This is a genomic window from Streptomyces sp. NPDC058964, assembly GCF_042741275.1.
Classification (GTDB): Bacteria; Actinomycetota; Actinomycetes; order Streptomycetales; family Streptomycetaceae; genus Streptomyces.
On record NZ_JBHYKH010000185.1, the window covers coordinates 1 to 15861 of the forward strand.

16 protein-coding genes, 1 tRNA gene and 1 pseudogene are annotated in these 15861 nt (G+C 68.1%); 9 read left to right on the forward strand and 9 right to left on the reverse strand.

Features of this window, described 5'->3' with window-relative positions; translation table 11 throughout:
- Positions 1-114: 114 nt before the first annotated feature.
- Complete coding sequence (locus ACFW2E_RS22630) at positions 115-249, forward strand: hypothetical protein (RefSeq protein ID WP_384468881.1); 135 nt, start codon at positions 115-117, stop codon at positions 247-249.
- 247 nt (positions 250-496) lie between these two features.
- Here ACFW2E_RS22630 and ACFW2E_RS22635 read toward each other — a convergent pair whose 3' ends face one another.
- The 3 genes from ACFW2E_RS22635 to ACFW2E_RS22645 form a co-directional block, all read right to left on the reverse strand.
- Entirely contained in the window at positions 497-925 is a 429-nt protein-coding gene (locus tag ACFW2E_RS22635) for a VOC family protein (protein WP_384468882.1), read from the reverse strand.
- Between the two features lie 264 nt (positions 926-1189).
- Positions 1190-1441: a DUF6233 domain-containing protein gene (locus ACFW2E_RS22640; protein WP_384468883.1), complete on the reverse strand. Its 252-nt coding sequence runs from the start codon at positions 1439-1441 to the stop codon at positions 1190-1192.
- A gap of 167 nt (positions 1442-1608) precedes the next feature.
- On the reverse strand, positions 1609-1872 hold the full coding sequence (locus ACFW2E_RS22645) for a hypothetical protein (protein ID WP_384468884.1): 264 nt from the start codon (positions 1870-1872) through the stop codon (positions 1609-1611).
- Positions 1873-2258: 386 nt separating this feature from the next.
- Between ACFW2E_RS22645 and ACFW2E_RS22650 the strand changes: the two genes are divergently transcribed.
- The gene (locus ACFW2E_RS22650) at positions 2259-4229 is read left to right on the forward strand and encodes a hypothetical protein (protein ID WP_384468885.1); all 1971 of its coding nucleotides are present in this window, start codon (positions 2259-2261) and stop codon (positions 4227-4229) included.
- 54 nt (positions 4230-4283) lie between these two features.
- Here the strand turns inward: ACFW2E_RS22650 and ACFW2E_RS22655 are convergent, their stop codons facing one another.
- Both ACFW2E_RS22655 and ACFW2E_RS22660 read right to left on the reverse strand, forming a co-directional pair.
- Positions 4284-4928: an SMI1/KNR4 family protein gene (locus ACFW2E_RS22655; RefSeq protein WP_384468886.1), complete on the reverse strand. Its 645-nt coding sequence runs from the start codon at positions 4926-4928 to the stop codon at positions 4284-4286.
- Positions 4925-5158, reverse strand: a complete 234-nt coding sequence (locus ACFW2E_RS22660) for a hypothetical protein (protein WP_384468896.1) — start codon at positions 5156-5158, stop codon at positions 4925-4927. The genes ACFW2E_RS22655 and ACFW2E_RS22660 overlap by 4 nt, the downstream gene beginning before the upstream one ends.
- Positions 5159-5784: 626 nt before the next feature.
- Between ACFW2E_RS22660 and ACFW2E_RS22665 the strand changes: the two genes are divergently transcribed.
- Positions 5785-5860 (forward strand) — tRNA-Trp (locus tag ACFW2E_RS22665).
- Positions 5861-6381: 521 nt separating this feature from the next.
- Here ACFW2E_RS22665 and ACFW2E_RS22670 read toward each other — a convergent pair.
- Positions 6382-6807 carry a MarR family winged helix-turn-helix transcriptional regulator gene (locus ACFW2E_RS22670; RefSeq protein ID WP_384468887.1) on the reverse strand — a complete coding sequence of 142 codons (426 nt, stop codon included), beginning with the start codon at positions 6805-6807 and terminating at the stop codon, positions 6382-6384.
- A gap of 76 nt (positions 6808-6883) precedes the next feature.
- On the opposite strand from ACFW2E_RS22670, the gene ACFW2E_RS22675 reads away from it, so the two are divergent.
- Both ACFW2E_RS22675 and ACFW2E_RS22680 read left to right on the forward strand, forming a co-directional pair.
- The gene (locus tag ACFW2E_RS22675; protein WP_384468888.1) at positions 6884-7555 is read left to right on the forward strand and encodes an MBL fold metallo-hydrolase; all 672 of its coding nucleotides are present in this window, start codon (positions 6884-6886) and stop codon (positions 7553-7555) included.
- A 196-nt stretch (positions 7556-7751) separates the two neighbouring features.
- Complete coding sequence (locus ACFW2E_RS22680; protein ID WP_384468889.1) at positions 7752-8126, forward strand: DUF6896 domain-containing protein; 375 nt, start codon at positions 7752-7754, stop codon at positions 8124-8126.
- Between the two features lie 5 nt (positions 8127-8131).
- Here the strand turns inward: ACFW2E_RS22680 and ACFW2E_RS22685 are convergent.
- A protein-coding gene (locus ACFW2E_RS22685; RefSeq protein WP_384468890.1) for an IS5 family transposase occupies positions 8132-8940 on the reverse strand; the annotation gives its coding sequence in 2 pieces (ribosomal slippage) (positions 8132-8601 and positions 8601-8940; 810 coding nt in all).
- 234 nt (positions 8941-9174) lie between these two features.
- Complete coding sequence (locus ACFW2E_RS22690; protein ID WP_384468891.1) at positions 9175-9714, reverse strand: GNAT family N-acetyltransferase; 540 nt, start codon at positions 9712-9714, stop codon at positions 9175-9177.
- A gap of 1146 nt (positions 9715-10860) precedes the next feature.
- On the opposite strand from ACFW2E_RS22690, the gene ACFW2E_RS22695 reads away from it, so the two are divergent.
- The 4 genes from ACFW2E_RS22695 (at position 10861) to ACFW2E_RS22710 (ending at position 14887) form a co-directional block, all read left to right on the forward strand.
- A complete protein-coding gene (locus ACFW2E_RS22695) occupies positions 10861-11466 on the forward strand; it encodes an FG-GAP and VCBS repeat-containing protein (RefSeq protein ID WP_384468892.1) in 606 nt (201 codons plus the stop codon).
- A complete protein-coding gene (locus tag ACFW2E_RS22700) occupies positions 11352-12299 on the forward strand; it encodes an FG-GAP repeat protein (protein ID WP_384468895.1) in 948 nt (315 codons plus the stop codon). Before ACFW2E_RS22695 ends, ACFW2E_RS22700 begins: the two co-directional genes overlap by 115 nt.
- A gap of 431 nt (positions 12300-12730) precedes the next feature.
- Positions 12731-13933 (forward strand): RNA ligase, encoded by a 1203-nt coding sequence (locus ACFW2E_RS22705; protein WP_384468893.1) that lies wholly within the window; start codon positions 12731-12733, stop codon positions 13931-13933.
- A 3-nt stretch (positions 13934-13936) separates the two neighbouring features.
- Entirely contained in the window at positions 13937-14887 is a 951-nt protein-coding gene (locus tag ACFW2E_RS22710) for an AAA family ATPase (protein WP_384468894.1), read from the forward strand.
- 559 nt (positions 14888-15446) lie between these two features.
- Here ACFW2E_RS22710 and ACFW2E_RS22715 read toward each other — a convergent pair.
- Positions 15447-15773 (reverse strand): annotated as a pseudogene (locus ACFW2E_RS22715) (transposase); the annotation flags it as partial.
- Positions 15774-15861 lie beyond the last annotated feature (88 nt).

Below are 15861 nucleotides of genomic sequence, written 5' to 3' on the forward strand. Positions count from 1 at the left end.
CCCGGGGGGTTGGGCCCACCCCCGCGGGGGTGGGGGCCCACCGGCCGACTGGACACGCGGCCGGGTCAGCCGCCGGCCCTTCGACCGCCGCGCCCGGGTGCCGCAGTCTGGGCAGTGGCGTGCCCGCTGATCAGCAGTGACCAGGTGCACCACCGGCCCGTCGGTGTCGTCGGCGACCCCGACCACGGCCAGGCCGTCAAGGCCCAACAACCGGTCTCGCCCTGGCGGGCCGCGCCGGCGCTCGCCTGAGTTGCGTGCTCGGGGCCTCCGCCAGCCGGAGCACCGTCCTGCGCTTGGTCGACGCCCTTCCCGAGCCGGAAGTGCCCGCCCCGCGTGTGGTCGGCGTTGACGAGTACGCCACTCGCAAGGGCCGCCACTACGGCACCGTTCTCGCCGACGCATGCACAACCTCGCCCTCACGGGATAACTCCCGCCCCATACGAGACCAGAGAGGTCCAAGGGAGGCGGCTCCCCATCTCTCCGGCTCGGAGAATGCTCAGTCGATACAGAACTCGTTGCCCTCGATGTCCAGCATCGGGATGCACGCATCACTGCCGTCATACAGTGTTCGCACGTGTACCGCGCCGAGCGGGACCAGTCGCGCACATTCGGCCTCAAGTGCGGCGAGGCGCGCTTCACCCACGAGACCGGTGCCGACCCGTACATCTAGATGCACCCGGTTCTTTACGGCCTTCCCTTCGGGAACGCGCTGGAAGTACAGCCGTGGGCCCACTCCTGAGGGATCTATGCAGGCGAACCACGAATCCCGCTGCTCAGGTGGCTGCGAACGATTGAAATCGTCCCAAGTGGCAAACCCCTCCGGCGGCGGCGGTACGACGTACCCCAACACCTCACACCAGAAGCGAGCGAGGCGCTCAGGTTCTGCGCAGTCAAAGGTGACCTGAAACTTCTTGATCGCTGACATCGGCGCACCATAGCAGGGGACTCCGCCGCTCATTTCGCCAGGCGGATCCACCCGCCACCCGGCGCGCCCTGGGCCATCTGGACACCAAGTGATCAAACCGGACAGTCCGCGGGAACGACGCGACCGTGGCGGCGGACCCAGTGGTCCCCAGGATCCAGTCCTGACCAATCACCCTCATGCCAAGACCAGTTGCGGGGTGGGACAACCCTTGGACACGAGTGCAATATCGTCGGCGACTGGCGGCTGGCGGCCGCCCGGTGGTGGCTACTCGAGGATGCCGAGGGCGGTGTCGGGACGGCTGTGAATGCAGGCGGGGTTCTGTCGCCGTAGGGCGTTGAGTGCCTGCTGGCGGGTGGCGGGGCGGCAGCGTCCGCTTTGTGCGGCCGCCCAGCTGTCGCCGGTGTGCACGTAGTCGATGTTGCGTTTGTTGAGTCCGCCCTGGAGCAGCCATTCGGGCGGGTCCGGCCGTATCTGCCCGTCACGGCGGAGTTCCGCCTCCTGCTCTTCGCCCAGCACCCGCTCGCGGTCGGTGGGGGTAGGTCTGTCCGTATAGAGGGATGGCCCGGCCCAGGTCTCCCGCCGGCGCGTAGGCGCCAGCAAGGTTGTTGCGGGAGGTCAGCGTGTCCGGTTGGTCCTTGCCCAGCACCCGCACGAGGGCGTTATCGGGGAGTGCCGCCCCGGCCCTACAGGGGTGGCGGCCCAGTGGGCATCCGGGTTCCGCATACGGTCGCGTCAGCCGGCACGACGACGCGTCCGTACTCGCTGGCGTCCTGGGTGTCCTGCTCATCCGTGCAGCGAGCTGTGAACTTGCCTTCGAGTCGGGTCAGCAGACCACCGAAGCGGGCTGCGGTCTCGCCACCGTCGTAGTGCGGCGGCCACTCCAGCCACTCCGGATCGCCAAGCTCGCGCAGCAGCGCCAGCAGAACCGCTTCGTTCTCGGTCAACACCGACGTGCAGCATCCGCCTCCAGCAGATCCGCCCGGCCGAACCGGCCCGCCACGCGCGCGATCACCGACTCCAACTCCGCAGCCCAGCAGTCGGCTTCAGTCATCCCCACCATGACCGGTCAACCAGAGCAACCAGCTCAGGACGCGAATTCTGACTGAAGTACTGCTGCGTGGCTGATCTCTGTTGGGTGCCTGTGAGATGGCTGTAAAGGCTCTTCAGGTCCCGTGACGCTCCTCGTAAGGTCCTGCATCTGTACGTGTATTCGCACAAGTGTTTGAAGATTCTACGGGGAAGGACACGAGTTCTCGTGCGAACAACCAGACGGTGGCTCCGGAGCCGCCGCCTCGTCTCCCGTGCCGCTCTCGGCGCGGTTCTACTTGCGGTCGTGCCGTTCGCTGCGGCCGGTACCGCTTCCGCCACTTCGCCCCCTGTCGCAGCGAGTTCAGCCCTCGACCCCAACGCGCCGCCATCGACCAGGCCGGCCGCCGGTCCCGAACGTGCCACCCTCGCTGCCAATAGCCGTCCCGCCTCGGGCAAGAACCCCTCGGCGGGACCGCAGTTCAAGAAGTCCGGCAGTACGTGGCGCGTCATCGCGCCCGAGGTGGTGCTGCAGAACACGGCAACCGACCCGGACGGCGACAAGGTGGACGTCACCTTCGAGGTCTGGACCGTGGACGCCGACGGTAAGCCGAAGGACCGGGTCAAGCTGACCGACTCCAACCCCTACGGCGTCCTCGTCTCGCCCTATGTCGCCTCCGGTAAGAGCGCCCAGGCCCAAGTCGACTACGGCAGGCTCAAGCCCGGCGTGACCTACATGTTCCACACCAACGCCTACGACGGCGGCCTGTACGAGACCGAATGGTCGCCGTGGGCGACGTTCCACGTTGAGCCGTACATGTCGTTCCCCGCGCCCCAGGCGTCGTCCACGGTCGACCAGACCACCCAGTCCCCCCAGACCTTCACTCGTACCGATCCAGGCCCGTCCCTGCCGACGCTGCGTGCTGACGGGACGATCACCGAACAGCCGACGAAGAAGCGCTCATGCGGCGCGCCCGACGCCCAGGGGCACTGGCTGTGCATCGAGTTGTCCCCACCGTCCAAAGAGCAGAGCCTCACCCCGCGCCGGCCGGGCCTTGCCGCGGCTGTTCCAGAGGCGGAGTTGATCCCGTGGTGCGAGGACAAGCCGTCCGGGGCGGACTACATGACCCGCAGCGACGCGTGTCTGAAGAGCATCGGCAGCGGGAAGTTGATCTTCACTGACACCGACCCGGAGAAGCCCGCCCTGGGGTACGCCAATTTCGAGTTCGAGCAGCGCGTCAAGGCGTACCCGACCAAGACCGAGTCGGGCAGCGACTTCGCCGAGTTCGACCAGCAGATTCTCATCAAGCCCACGTACATCGATCCTCAGCTCGACGACGTGCAGATGGACTGGAAGGTGGCCAGTTCCTGCGATGACGAGTGCATTCAGACCCCACCCAAGTGGACGGACGACAACAGGACCGACACCGGCGGGTCGGCCTACTGGGTCACTCAGACGTCTTCGCAGTACGACCGCAGGTGGGGCACGGTGCTGACGAAGTGGGTCGGTTCCGGCAAGAAGCAGATCGACCTCGGCTGGGAGGTGACGGCCAAGGTGGGGGCCGGCGGAAACCCCGCCACCGCCAACTTCGGCACCTCCGGTGACACCCGCGTGCGGGAACTGGCCCCCCGTTGCGACACTCTCGTTGCTGGTGCCAAGCCCGGCTGTACGCTGCCCTACTTCCACCCGACCTTCACCGTCGACACCAACCTGTACCCAGCCGCTGGCGCATACTACTGGCTGATGCAGGAACGCCTGCCCGACCATGCCGGCGCACGCCGTTGGGATTCCCTGCTGCACTACCTGGGTCCCGACACGACGGTGAAGAACTCCGCCGGTGACCCCTGGACGACGGACGACAGCCGCAAAATCGTTTGTCCCAGGTCGTGGAAGAAACACACGGCGGACAGCTCCGTCGGCGCCACCGACTGCGACGAATACGCCATGGCGTCCACTCATGAGTCGGGCGGATTCCCGGGCGGGGTCAATCAGGTCTCCAACGGAGACCAGTGCGCCCAGTACTTCACGGACCACATGACCACCGGGAACACCGAGTTCGGTCTCTTCGCCGACACTCGTGACGCGACGAAAGGGCCGTCGGGCAAGGAACGCTGTGGCAGGGCAGCGATCAACTCCACCCAGAACGAGAAAGCATTCAGCAAACTCCCTGTCGCCGGATGGCGCCTGCTCGACAACGATGGATACTTCGTCAACCTCCCGGGCTACGCCCACTGCCAGGGCGCGGACAAGACCTGCGCCTGGAAGAAGATCGGATAACCGGTGAAAGCGAGAAGGGGCCCGTCGTGGGCCCCTTCTTTGCGTTGCAGCCGCTCACGCCAGCGGACGCCACCGACGCTGCTCGTCCTCATCCAGGGAACTGTCCAGCCACACGAGCCGGCCGTCCAGCAGACCCGGCGTTCCCCCCGTGGCGAGCGCCGGAGTCTCCAAGCTGTCCGCGATCTCTTCGAGGTAGGTCACCATGGAGTGCTGCGGCTTGGTGCCGTCCGGCAAGAGGTACTCGTACTTGGACCAATGCCACATCAGCCCCGACGCGCTGTCGAGATATGTGCCCAGAACGGTGTCCTCCTCACCGAAGGAGAAGACGGGGATCCATGGCCGCTGCCACACGACGATGTCCTCTTCACCCGGGACACCAGGTGTCGCGTATTCCTGCTCCGTCTCCGCCTGGAACTCCATCTTGCGCCGGTACACCTCTATGACGTCGTCCAGACGCATCAGGGAGCGATTATCGAGCCAGAAGCCACCGCCGCAGACGTTGCCGCCCGAGACGAGCCCCCACAGGGTCCGCAGCTCCGCCGGCACGGCGACCCCCAGCGCCGCCTCCACAGCAGCAATCTCCTCTGCGCTCGCGCCCGGACCCAGAGCCGCATGCGTCACGGGCGCATGCTCACGAAGCCACGCCTCGATCCGCCGCCATGCGTCCGTGACTTGCCGTGCCGCCATCTCCTCGGTCATGGCGGCAGCGTAGCGGGACAGACTGTTCCGTCGCCCAGCTCTCCGCCCGCGTCCTGACCAAGGCTGAAGACGTGGAGTCCGAGCGGCGCCTGGAGGTCTACGAGATCACCGAACGGTTCGGGCGCGAGCGGACCGCGGTCACCGGCATGCCCGAGCACCAGGAGGTTGCATGTGACGAGCATGTGGCCGAGCATCTGGCCTCGGCCGTGGTGGAAGAGGGTGGCGGGCATCGTTGGGGGTGGTGTGCTCGATGGGAACCAGGACCCGGGGGGTGAGGTCGCCGTTGCCGGTGTCCTCGACGTTGCCGCAGATCGCCAGGGTCGGGACTTCCTCGGGCTCGGCGTTGAAGTCGCCGGCGACGATGATGCGGGCGTCCGGATCCTCGTCGAGGATCTGGTCGACGAGGCGCTGACTTCCAGGGCCTGGCTCATGCGCTTCATGGACGACAGGAAGCTGCCTTCGGCCCAGGCATCGGCAGCGCGCCAGAGGCCCTTTTGGGGTGGATCACCTGGCCGGAGATCTCGGTGGGGATCTTGGACTTCAGGTGCACGGTGATGATGTACAGCAGGCGGCCGGGTTCGGCGTGGTCGATGTCGATGTGTGCGTGCAGGATGGGCCGCTCGATACCGATCGGGATCGGCTCCAGGTCGGGGGTGTCGCAGTGAGCCGCGGGTAGCGGGGCTCGGCGACCAGCTCGCTTTTCAGCTGCTGGTGCTTGATGACCGGCAGGTGGGTGGCGACGACCAGGTTGCGCATGTCGAAGACCGCGTCGTCCGCCGCCCGCGGTGCTGTGTACTTCGTGCCTGAAATCCCTTGGAGATGGACCCGTTGGACATGCCAAGCTGGCACCCATCAAGGGGGTGTAGCTCAGAGGCCAGAGCGCCGGTCTCCAAAACCGGATGCCGCAGGTTCGACTCCTGCCGCCCCTGCCAGTGATTGTGGCTTCATCGTTCGGGCAGCAAGCGGTTGATTGTGCTGCGGGCAACACCTGTAGCGTGAAATCAGCTATCCCGACTCCACCTAACTTAAGGCAGGCCGGGACCTCCACCGATCCCGGAGCGCTTCAGCCGAGTCCTTCTTCGCCGGCTCTGACAGCCGTTCCTGGCCTCACGTGACAGATCGTGCCTCAGAGACCGCAAAGTGGGGCCGAAACTCCCCTCCCAAGCGGAGCCGTCCAAGACTGCCGACGCCACTTCGCCTCACTGAAGCGGGAGATCCTGCCCGGACGACGCGGCTGGCCCAGCGAACGGGTCGCCCGGCTCACGGTGTTCCGCTGGCTCGGCTGCTACAACCACAAGCGCAGGTACTCCACGATCGGCTGCCTCGCCCCGTCACCTTCGAACAGAGATCAACTACGCCGGCCCTCGCCGCCGGACGAACGGTGTTCACGGTCAAGGCGGAGGCCCCGATCACTGCTACACCCTCGGCGGGACACCATCGAGACAGAGGACGGTCATCTGCGATCGCCGTGCTGGGCCAGCCGCTTGAGGAGGGTGACGGACTCCGCGAGCTGCTGTTGTTCGGCGGGGGTCAACTCTGCCTTGATGGCCTCGGCGAGCCAGTCGGCTCGGCGGCCGCGACGTGTCTGGAGTGCCCGCAGGCCCGGATCGGTCAGCATGACGAGGACCTTGCGCCTGTCGTCCGGATGGGGCTCTTGGCGGGCGAGGCCTAGTTCCACGAGCTGGCCGACGACCCGCGCCGCCGACTGGTGGCGGACTTGCTGCCGGGCCGCGAGCTCGCTGGTCGTCATGGGCCCCTCGCGGTCGAGGAAACCCAGCACCGCGGCCTGCGGCTGCGGCATGGCATCGGTGGTCCGCGCGCGCCGCACCAGGCTTCCGACGACGGCTCGCAGGTCGCTCGCGATCTCCTGCTCGTTCACGGTGCCACCGTACCCGCAGTGCAGTTGTACAGCAATGCTGTACAGTTTGGCTGTGTAAACGGAAGGGAGACCAGTCATGCAGATGACCTCACTGGGGCATTCCTGCATACGGCTGCAGCACGAGGGCTGCACCGTCGTCATCGACCCCGGCTGCTTCAGCGAACCGGACGCACTGGACGGAGCCGACGCGGTGCTCGTCACCCACGAGCACGTAGACCACTTCGTCCCCGATCGGCTGCTTCAGGCCGGCGGCAACATCGAAATCTGGACCAACCCGGCGGTTGCCCGCCACCTCACCGAGCTCGGCGGGCGCGTCCACACGGTCCGGCACGGCGACGTATTCGACGTCGGCCCTCTGGAATTTCACGTATACGGGGAAAAGCACGCCACCATCCATCGCGACTTCACCGAGTTCGACAACGTCGGCTTCCTGGTCGACGGGGTCTTCCACCCGGGCGATGCGCTCACTGTCCCCGAGGAGGAGGTACGCACGCTCCTCGCCCCGGCCGGTGCGCCGTGGGTGAAGCTGGCCGAGGTCGTCGATTACGTCCGGGAGGTCGGACCCGGTGAGGTCTTCCTTGTGCACGACGCGGTGCTGAGCCCTCCGGCGCTGGCCGTCCACACCCAGGTCCTGAGCAGCTTGCTCGGTGGACCGCACGGCCCGGCCCTCCGTACCTGGACCGCTGGGGACGGAGTCGGCCTGTCAGGAGCCGACGGCTCCTCGGGCCAGGCGGTTCCTCGGACCTGACGGCTGACTGGGCCGGGGCGAGGAGATGCCTCGGCCCGGGGTAGCGGGGGAGAGGCGCCCTGCGTGCGGCGCGGCTTACTGATCGTTTCGGAATGCCGTCCTGCGGAGACGCTGGCGGCCCATGGAACAATTCCTTCAGCCACGGGCTCAGGGGGGATGACGCCGTATGGAACGGGTTGGGGCTGCGCGAGACCTCGTGCTCGGCTACGTCCACGCTCTGAACGCGATTGACGAGGCCATGAAGGTGGCGATCCCCTCGCTGGAGCGACTGGCAGATGTCCTCGGCCTGGCCCGTTCGCGTCGCCGAATCAGCCGGAGTGGGCACATCGGCACCTACTCCTACACGGTTCATGGGGCAGGATGCCGTTTCGTCAGCGACAACGGCACTGAGGTCGATGTGGACTTCGCAGTCGACGGGAGCGAAGTCTTCGACCTCTGGCGGCTGCGCTGCTACGGGCTGAGCCTGCCGGAGCCTCTCGACGTCACGGATCAGGACCTGCGGTCCGCAGTGCGGTCCCTGCAACCGCTTCTGACCGAGGTGCGGCCCGGGTGGTTCAGCGTGGCCAACTGATCGCTTCAGGATGAGGTTCGCAGGCGGCGGAGGCATATGAGACTGCAGGCCAGTTCGAGCAGGCCCTGATGGAGATCGGCGCGTCGTTCGTATCGGATGCGGAGCCGTTTGAACTGGTGCAGCCAGGCGAAGGTGCGCTCGACCACCCAGCGCACCTTGCCCGGTCCGGAACCGTGGGCGACGCCGCGTCGCGCGATCAGCGGCTTGATGCCGCGCTTGCGCAGCAGGCGGCGGTACTTCTCGAAGTCGTAGCCCCGGTCTGCGTACAGACGCCGGGGTTTGCGGCGGGGGCGTCCCCGCCGACCGCGAATCGATGGGGCGGCGTCCAGTAGGGGCAGGAGTTGGGTGACCTCGTGCCGGTTCCGGCCGGTCAGCGTCACGGCTAGCGGGGTTCCGTGGCGGTCGACGATCAGGTGGTGCTTGGAGCCGGAACGGGCGCGGTCTACGGGCGAGGGACCGACGTGATCCCCCCTTTGAGGGCCCGGACGTGCGACCCGTCCACGGAGCAGTCGTCCACGTCCAGCAGGTCGGCGCGGCGCAGCTCGGCCAGCACAGCGGCGTGCAGGCGTGGCCAGACGCTGGCCTCGGTCCAGTCCCGCAGTCGGCGCCAGGCCGTTACCCCGGAGCGGCCCACGGCCTCTGCGGGGACATCGCGCCACGCGACACCGGTTCGCAACACGTACATGACGACGGCGAGTGCCGCCCGGTCGGGAACCCGTAGCCGCCCGGGGCAGCGGCGGCGGCGCTCGGGGGCGGGCGGCAGAAGCGGGGCCACCCGCTCCCACAGGTCGTCAGGTACAAGATCAGCTCGCACTCCGGACACCCTGCCGACCAAGATCACCGAGCGCAAGATCCGAGCTCGACTCATTCTGAAACGATCAGTTACTCGACGGCACTGACGGCGAGATGCCCGTCCCTCAACGCCGGGATACTTGGTGCCAGGACGTCCTCCGACACCCGAGCGCCGTGTGTCGTCGAGATCGACCACTGCGGACAGGTACACATCCGTACGCAACGCGTGATCTGAAGCCCCGCCCGCCAAGAGCGGTCAGCCGTCGGTGGGCATCGACGACCAGTCCTTCTTCGCCAAGATCATCTGTGCGGCGGCCCAGGACTGGCCGTCTACCCGCGCTTCGCTGGGCAGTACGCGTTCGGTCCGGAAGCCCAGCCGCTCATACAGGCGGACCGCGCCGGTGTTGTGGCTGAACACACCCAATTCCACCTGCTGCAGCCTCAGGGCGCCGAAGGCGAGTGAGAGCACCTCCTTGAGCATCGCGGCGCCCACACCCCGGCCACGAGCTTCCGGCGCGACCAGCACTCGCCCCAGCCGCCCAGAAATGCCGTCTGCGTCCAACCGTATTGAGGCGTGGCCGACGGCTCGGCCTGTCTGCTGGTCGAGTCCCGTCCAGCTGCGGCGTCCGGGGGACATGGATTCGGCCGCATACGAGGCGAGCTGTTCTTCGGCCAACGGCCAGACGAATGCCTGGCCGGCCCAGATCAGCAGTTCGGTCGGTGAGGTGACCCACGATGCGAGTAACTCGCTGTCAGCAGAGCTGAATGTCCGCAGCGGGACCAGGGCATGGGGCATGCCCCATGCCTTACCGGCCACCGTGGATGCGGCATGTCGGTCGGTCCGTGACGACGTCGAGGCCGCAGTGGCCAACCATCACTGAGCAAAATGGCCAACCGTCTTTGAGCGCAGCCCAGTCATCAGCGGTGTTGCCACCGCCTCTGGCCGGCCATCGCTGACGGTCACACCACACCAGGGATGGAGGGAGCGCGGTGGGTGTCGACGACGTCCTGCTCTACCTTCGCGCCGACCCGGCCGCGCTTGCCCCGGCCTCGTCGTCGTGGGCCGGGCGAGAGGCGTCCGCGCGGCTCGCCCCGCCCCCTCCACCATGTGCGGGCTGCGACCGGCCTGCCAGGGCGACCACCGTCGCCGGCGTTCCCGGCCACGGGCTGCGCCGGCTGGACCGCTGCCGGGACTGCTTCCTGGCCACCATCGGCATGATCCCGGCCCGGGTGCCGACCACGAGGGAAAGAGATCCTCGCCGACGTGCGGGCGGCGGCGGTCGAAGCGGGCGTGTCACGGGTGATCCCGGCCGTCCAGACCGAAAGCGCACGTCATAGCTGAGCCGGGCCTGTGCCGCCTCACGTTGACGGCCGAGGGCCGGACGGTGATGCGGGGTTGGTGGGAGGCCCGGTCGACGGCGGAGCGGATGTTCTCGTCATGGATCGGCTCGTACGGCAGCCTGCCGGGCGCGTCCGTCGTGCTCGGGAAACAGGCTGTCGAGGGCGAGCGGGTGGTGGATGCCTGGTACGCCGATACGGACGCTTGACCGGGCCCGTGACCTGAACCGTCGGAGCGCGTTTATCCCGTGACGCGTGTGCGAGTCCGTCCTGGTGCCCTCGTGACAGGACTCGCGCCGGTCGCGGCCCTGGTACCGCCCGGCACCGGGGCCGCATGCTGTCCCGTTCGGGCAGACCGCGCCCTGCTTGGCCTGGTCCGACTTTCCCGCCTCGCCCACTGTGTTGTCCCGTGGTGCCGCACCGCGCTGACGTGTGTGGTCGGGGTCATGGTCGGGTCGGCCAAGCCCGGTTTGGGCTTGCCCGGCGCTGCAGCGGTGGCTTGCCCGCCTGGTGCCACCTTCACACAACCCTTCGTACACCTCGTGAGTCACATCTTTCGAGAACCTTCGCTCTCATTGCCCCCTTCGACTACAGGAGTTCCACCGTGCGTGCACGCACCCTGGCCGCCACCGCCGCCGCAGCGGCCCTCACCGCCGCCGGTCTGACCCTGCCACTCGCCGGGAGCGCCGCGGCTGCGACGACTCCGCGGTTCGACTTCAACGGCGACGGGTACGCGGACATCGCGGTCGGCATGCCCGACGCCACGGTGGACGGCAAGGCCAAGGCCGGCTACATCAGCGTGATCTATGGCGGCCCGCAGAGCCCGAGCCAGTCCACCGGCGTCATCAGCCAGGCTGAGGCCGGCATACCCGGCACGCCCGAGGCGGGCGACCGCTTCGGGTCCTCCGTGGCACCCGTCGACGTGAACGGCGACGGCGTCTTCGAGCTCGTCGTCGGCGCGAGCGGCGAGTCGCTCACCTCCGATCAGCTCAAGGACGAGGGCACCATCACCGTCCTGGACGGCTCGGGGGGGGGAACGTCAAGGGCACCACCGTGGCCAGGGGCACGGGCGAGTTCAGCAGCATCGGCCGCACCATCGCCACGGGCGACTACGACGGCGACGGCGACACCGACCTCGCGTACGGCGAGAACGGCGAGGAGAGCGGCTCGCTCCGGTTCCGTCCGGGCCCACTCACCGCGGCCCCCGTGACCACGACCACTGTGCGCCGCTACGGCATGGGCGGCGCCACCCGCGACCTGGCCACCGGCGACTTCGACGGTGACGGCCGGGACGACCTCGCCGCCACCTGGCAGGGCATGGAGGACTCCGGCACCTTCATCACGCGCTGGGACGGCCAGGCCAAGCCGGCTCAGTGGTACGCCGACGCCGACCGGGGCAGCTCGCTTGCCGCCGCCGACTTCGACCGGGACGGCACGGACGACCTCGCGGTCGGCCTCGTACAGCCCAACCCCGAGTCGGAGAGCACGCATTGTGAGGACCGGCTCGGTGGTGCGGTGCTCGTGCTCAAGGGCTCGAAGACCGCGAACTTCGGCACCGAGAGCGAGTGCATCACCCAGTCGAGCCCGGAGGTCGGCGGCACCGCCGAGGAGGGCGACGACTTCGGCGCCGCGCTGGCCGCGGGCGACCTGAACGGCGACGGCCGTCCGGAACTGGTGGTCGGTGTGCCCGGCGAGGACGTGGGCACCGTCAAGGACGCGGGCGGGTACGTCACCATGAACGGCACGGAGCACGGCCTCTACGGCGGTCTGGCCCGCAGCCAGAGCACCACGAACATGCCCGGCACGGCCGAGGCCGGCGACCGCTTCGGCGCCCAGGTGGCCGTCGGCGATTACAACCGCGACGGACTGTGGGACACCGCGGTGAGCGCGCCCGGGGAGAACGCCGGTGAGCCCAGGTCGGGTGGCGTCTGGTTCGTGCCGAGCAGCACCGAGGAGACGTACCCGCTGGGCAAGTCGCTGACCCCGTTCGGCTTCGCGCTGCCCCACGGGGCCATCAAGTACGGCGAGGTGCTGGGGCTTTAGACCGGTCCAAGGGTGACGGGGCTGGCTCCAGGAGACTGGGCGGCCGGGGGCGTGGGTGGGGTGCCATACGAGCGCTGAGGGGCCGTTGCGGTGCAGGTCGACCAGAGGCGCCTCCAGGACGGGAACGTCACGCAGAAAGCCGGGCGGGGCCACTTCCGAGGCAGCCGCGCGGAGGGCGCGGCTGCGCGTCTCCACACCGGTGAGCCCCGTGCCGTCCACGATGAACAGCAGCCGCGGGAACAGGGGGTAGCGGCGCCTCCAGTCCTCTTCCTGGAGCTGCTGCCCGACGGCGGTCCGTGAGCGTTCCGGCGGGGCGCGGCCACGTAGTCGCCCTGCCGGACGACCAGCAGACAGGAAGCGGCACTTATTCGTTTCCGTTCGGATCATCTGTCACGACAGAATGGAGAGACTAAAACCAGGAGAAATGTCCCATGTCTTCAGCTCGGCTCCGTCTCGATCACCTCATGCAGCCCGACGACCTCGCCAAGGCCGTCGAGATCGGCCACGTCTCGCGCAGGACGCACCCCGAACTGCCGCTGTCGATCTACGCGTACACCCGGACCTGCCAGTACGAACAGTCCTGGACCGAGGTGACCACGCGCTGCCGCGGGCTGGTCGTCGACGACGAGACCGGGGACGTGGTGGCGCTGCCGCTGCCGAAGTTTTTCAACGCGGCCGAGCATGCGCTGGACCGCCCGTACGCACCGGCGCTGCCCGACGAGCCCTTCGAGGTGTACGACAAGGTTGACGGCAGCCTCGGCATCGTCTTCCACCACTCCGGTCGCTGGCACGTCGCTTCCAAAGGCTCCTTCACCAGCGAACAGGCCACCTGGGCGGGCCGCTTGCTCGAGACCAAGGACACCGGCGGGCTGACACCGGGAACGACCTATCTCGCGGAGATCCTCTACCCGGAGAACCGTATCGTCGTGAACTACGGCGAGCGGCGCGACCTCGTGCTGCTCGCTGCCTACGGTCCCGACGGCGCAGAAGTGCCGCTCGTCGAGGCGGCCGAGGGCTGGCGGCCGATCGGCTCGGTCGTCCGTGTCTGGCCTGCGGTGCCGCTCGCCGAACTGCTCGAGCTGAGCATGTCCAACACCCTGCCCGGTGGCGGCGCCGCCACCGGCACCGACGCTGAGGGCTTCGTCATCCGGTTCTCCTCGGGCCTCCGCGCCAAGGTGAAGATCGCCGAATATGTGCGGCTGCACAGGGTGCTCACCGGGGTCACCGAGCGGGACATCTGGCGGGGGCATGGGATCCAGCGCTTCCGCGACCGTCCACCGAAGCTGGTCGCGCAGGCGGTCGGCTGCTCGGTCACGGAGGCGACGGGCAACACCCCGCTGGACGACCTGCTGCAGCAGGTGCCCGACGAGTTCGACGCCTGGGTGCGTGGCGTGATCGCCCGGCTGGAGCGGGCGCTGGCGGACCGGGAGCGGGCCATTGACAACGCTTATGCGACGCTCTCCTACCTCGGCGGCGACCGAGCCGCGTTCGCCCGCGCCGTACAGGCGCTCCCGGACCGCGGTATACGGGCGGCGATGTTCCAACGGCTCGAAGGAAAGCCGACCGAACTCGTGGTGTGGCGCTCCCTGAAGCCGGTGGCCGCCGATCCGTTCAAGACCGATGAGGACAGCTGAACCATGCCCGTAGTACACGTGATGACCGGCCTCCCGGCATCCGGCAAGACCACCGCCGCCCGCGTCCTCCAGACCGAGTCCGAGGGCCGGATGCGGCGAGTCAACCTGGACGATCTGCGGGCGATGCTCGACCTCCCCACCACACGCTACGGCGACCGGAACCGCGACGAGTCCCCCGAGGGCCGCGCGCGCTCGTTCGCCCGTGAGCAGACCGTGCTGGCCGTCCAGGATTCGGCGGTGCGGGCGGCCGTCGACGACGGCTTCGACGTGGTTGTCGACAACACGCACCTCACACCGCACATTCCGAAGCGGCTCAGGGCGGCGGTGGCGGGGCAAGCCGTGTTTGTCGTGCACGACTTCACCGATGTCCCCGTGGAGGAGTGCGTACGCAGGGACGCCGCGCGCGACAACCCGGTCGGTGAGGACATCATTCGTATACTGGCCGACAAACACGCGAAGGCCACCAGAGGCGGCTGGCGGCTCACCGACGACTGGCTCAACGACCAGCCTCGAGCGGCCCCTTACGTGCCCGACCCAGCCCTGCCGTCGGCGGTCATGTGTGACATCGACGGTACGCTCGCACTGACCGGGGACCGGGGCCCGTACGACTTCACCCGCTGCGGCCTCGACGTGCTGAACCCTTCCGTACGGGACGCCCTGCTCGCCTTCCGGCAGACCCACGGCGATACGCTCGTGCTGCTGTCGGGCCGCGGCGAGGAGTATCGGGAGCAGACCGAGGAGTGGCTGAGACGGCACGACGTGCCGTACGACGAGCTGTGGATGCGGCCCGCCCGCGACCAGCGGCGCGACGACATCGTCAAAGCCGAACTCTTCGATGCCCACGTCCGTGAGCGGTACGCGGTACGGGTCTCGCTGGACGACCGGGACCGGGTGGTCGAGCTGTGGCGCCGCATGGGGCTGCCCACCTGGCAGGTGAACTACGGCAAGTTCTGACCGGGCCCGGCGTCGGGAGGTGGGCATGCGTCCATCTCCCGGTGCCTGCACGTGAGTTCGTCGGCGATGGGGCTGGTGGGCGTCGTTCGGGGAGGCGAGCAGGTGGGAGCGCATGGTGAGGCGGAGAGGGATCCGCAGTTGCGGACCCTATCCTTGCCGAAATGCCTCATCCAGGCTGGGCAGGCAGCATGTCGGCACTCGTGGAGCGTGCCACCAAGCCACGCTCGTCGTCGTATGTCCGGACGGGCGATCCGGTTCGGTCCTCGATCGGGGCGAGCAGCGGGTGGGGAGGGGGCCGGCGTCGGCGAGTCCCTGGTGCGGTCTGTGCTCGTTGTAGAAACCCTCGAACTCGCTGAGCGCGTGGAGCAGATGGTGCTGGTCACAAGACTTACGGGACTTCATCCACTGGTTCACTTGCGTTGCACCTTCGAGCCTTGCTTGTCAGACCCGAGGAACTCGTACGCATGAATCATTTGGCCCACCCCCCTTGGGGTCTGTGGGCAACATAGGGCAGGCCACTGAATATGCACTGTCCTCCGCTGCTTCGCGGCTCCGGGCCCGCGCGGACGGCCAGCACGTAGTCGATTCCGCGGTCGGACAGGGCTTCCCGTAAGTGTGCGTTGGTCCCGTAGGCGGCGTCGGCCACGACGGCGGGCGGCGTCATGCCCCAGTCGGCCAGCGTGTCGAGCATGTCCAAGGCCAGGCGCCACTTCTCGCGGTGCGTGACCTCGGGCGGGATGCGGGTGACGGTGCGGCGATCGGTGTCCGATGCCCACTCTTCGGGCAGGAACAGCCGCCACTGCAGCGGGCAGGAGGCCGTGTCGGTCGCGGCGTGGACGCTGACCGCGACCTGGCAGTTGGCGCGTTTGCCCAAGGCCCCGCAGTACGGCGGATTCCAGGGGTCGTAGCAACACCGTGGTGAGTTGATCAAGCCGCGAGCAGTTTAGACAGACGCGGGGGTGGGGTTTTTCACA

Excerpts from the sequence above, each read along its gene's own strand:
- ACFW2E_RS22635 (WP_384468882.1), bottom strand. The coding sequence starts at position 925 with ATGTCAGCGATCAAGAAGTTTCAGGTCACCTTTGACTGCGCAGAACCT.
- ACFW2E_RS22655 (WP_384468886.1), bottom strand. The coding sequence starts at position 4,928 with ATGACCGAGGAGATGGCGGCACGGCAAGTCACGGACGCATGGCGGCGG.
- ACFW2E_RS22660 (WP_384468896.1), bottom strand. The coding sequence starts at position 5,158 with ATGCCCGCCACCCTCTTCCACCACGGCCGAGGCCAGATGCTCGGCCAC.
- ACFW2E_RS22675 (WP_384468888.1), top strand. The coding sequence starts at position 6,884 with ATGCAGATGACCTCACTGGGGCATTCCTGCATACGGCTGCAGCACGAG.
- ACFW2E_RS22690 (WP_384468891.1), bottom strand. The coding sequence starts at position 9,714 with ATGCCCCATGCCCTGGTCCCGCTGCGGACATTCAGCTCTGCTGACAGC.
- ACFW2E_RS22705 (WP_384468893.1), top strand. The coding sequence starts at position 12,731 with ATGTCTTCAGCTCGGCTCCGTCTCGATCACCTCATGCAGCCCGACGAC.
- ACFW2E_RS22710 (WP_384468894.1), top strand. The coding sequence starts at position 13,937 with ATGCCCGTAGTACACGTGATGACCGGCCTCCCGGCATCCGGCAAGACC.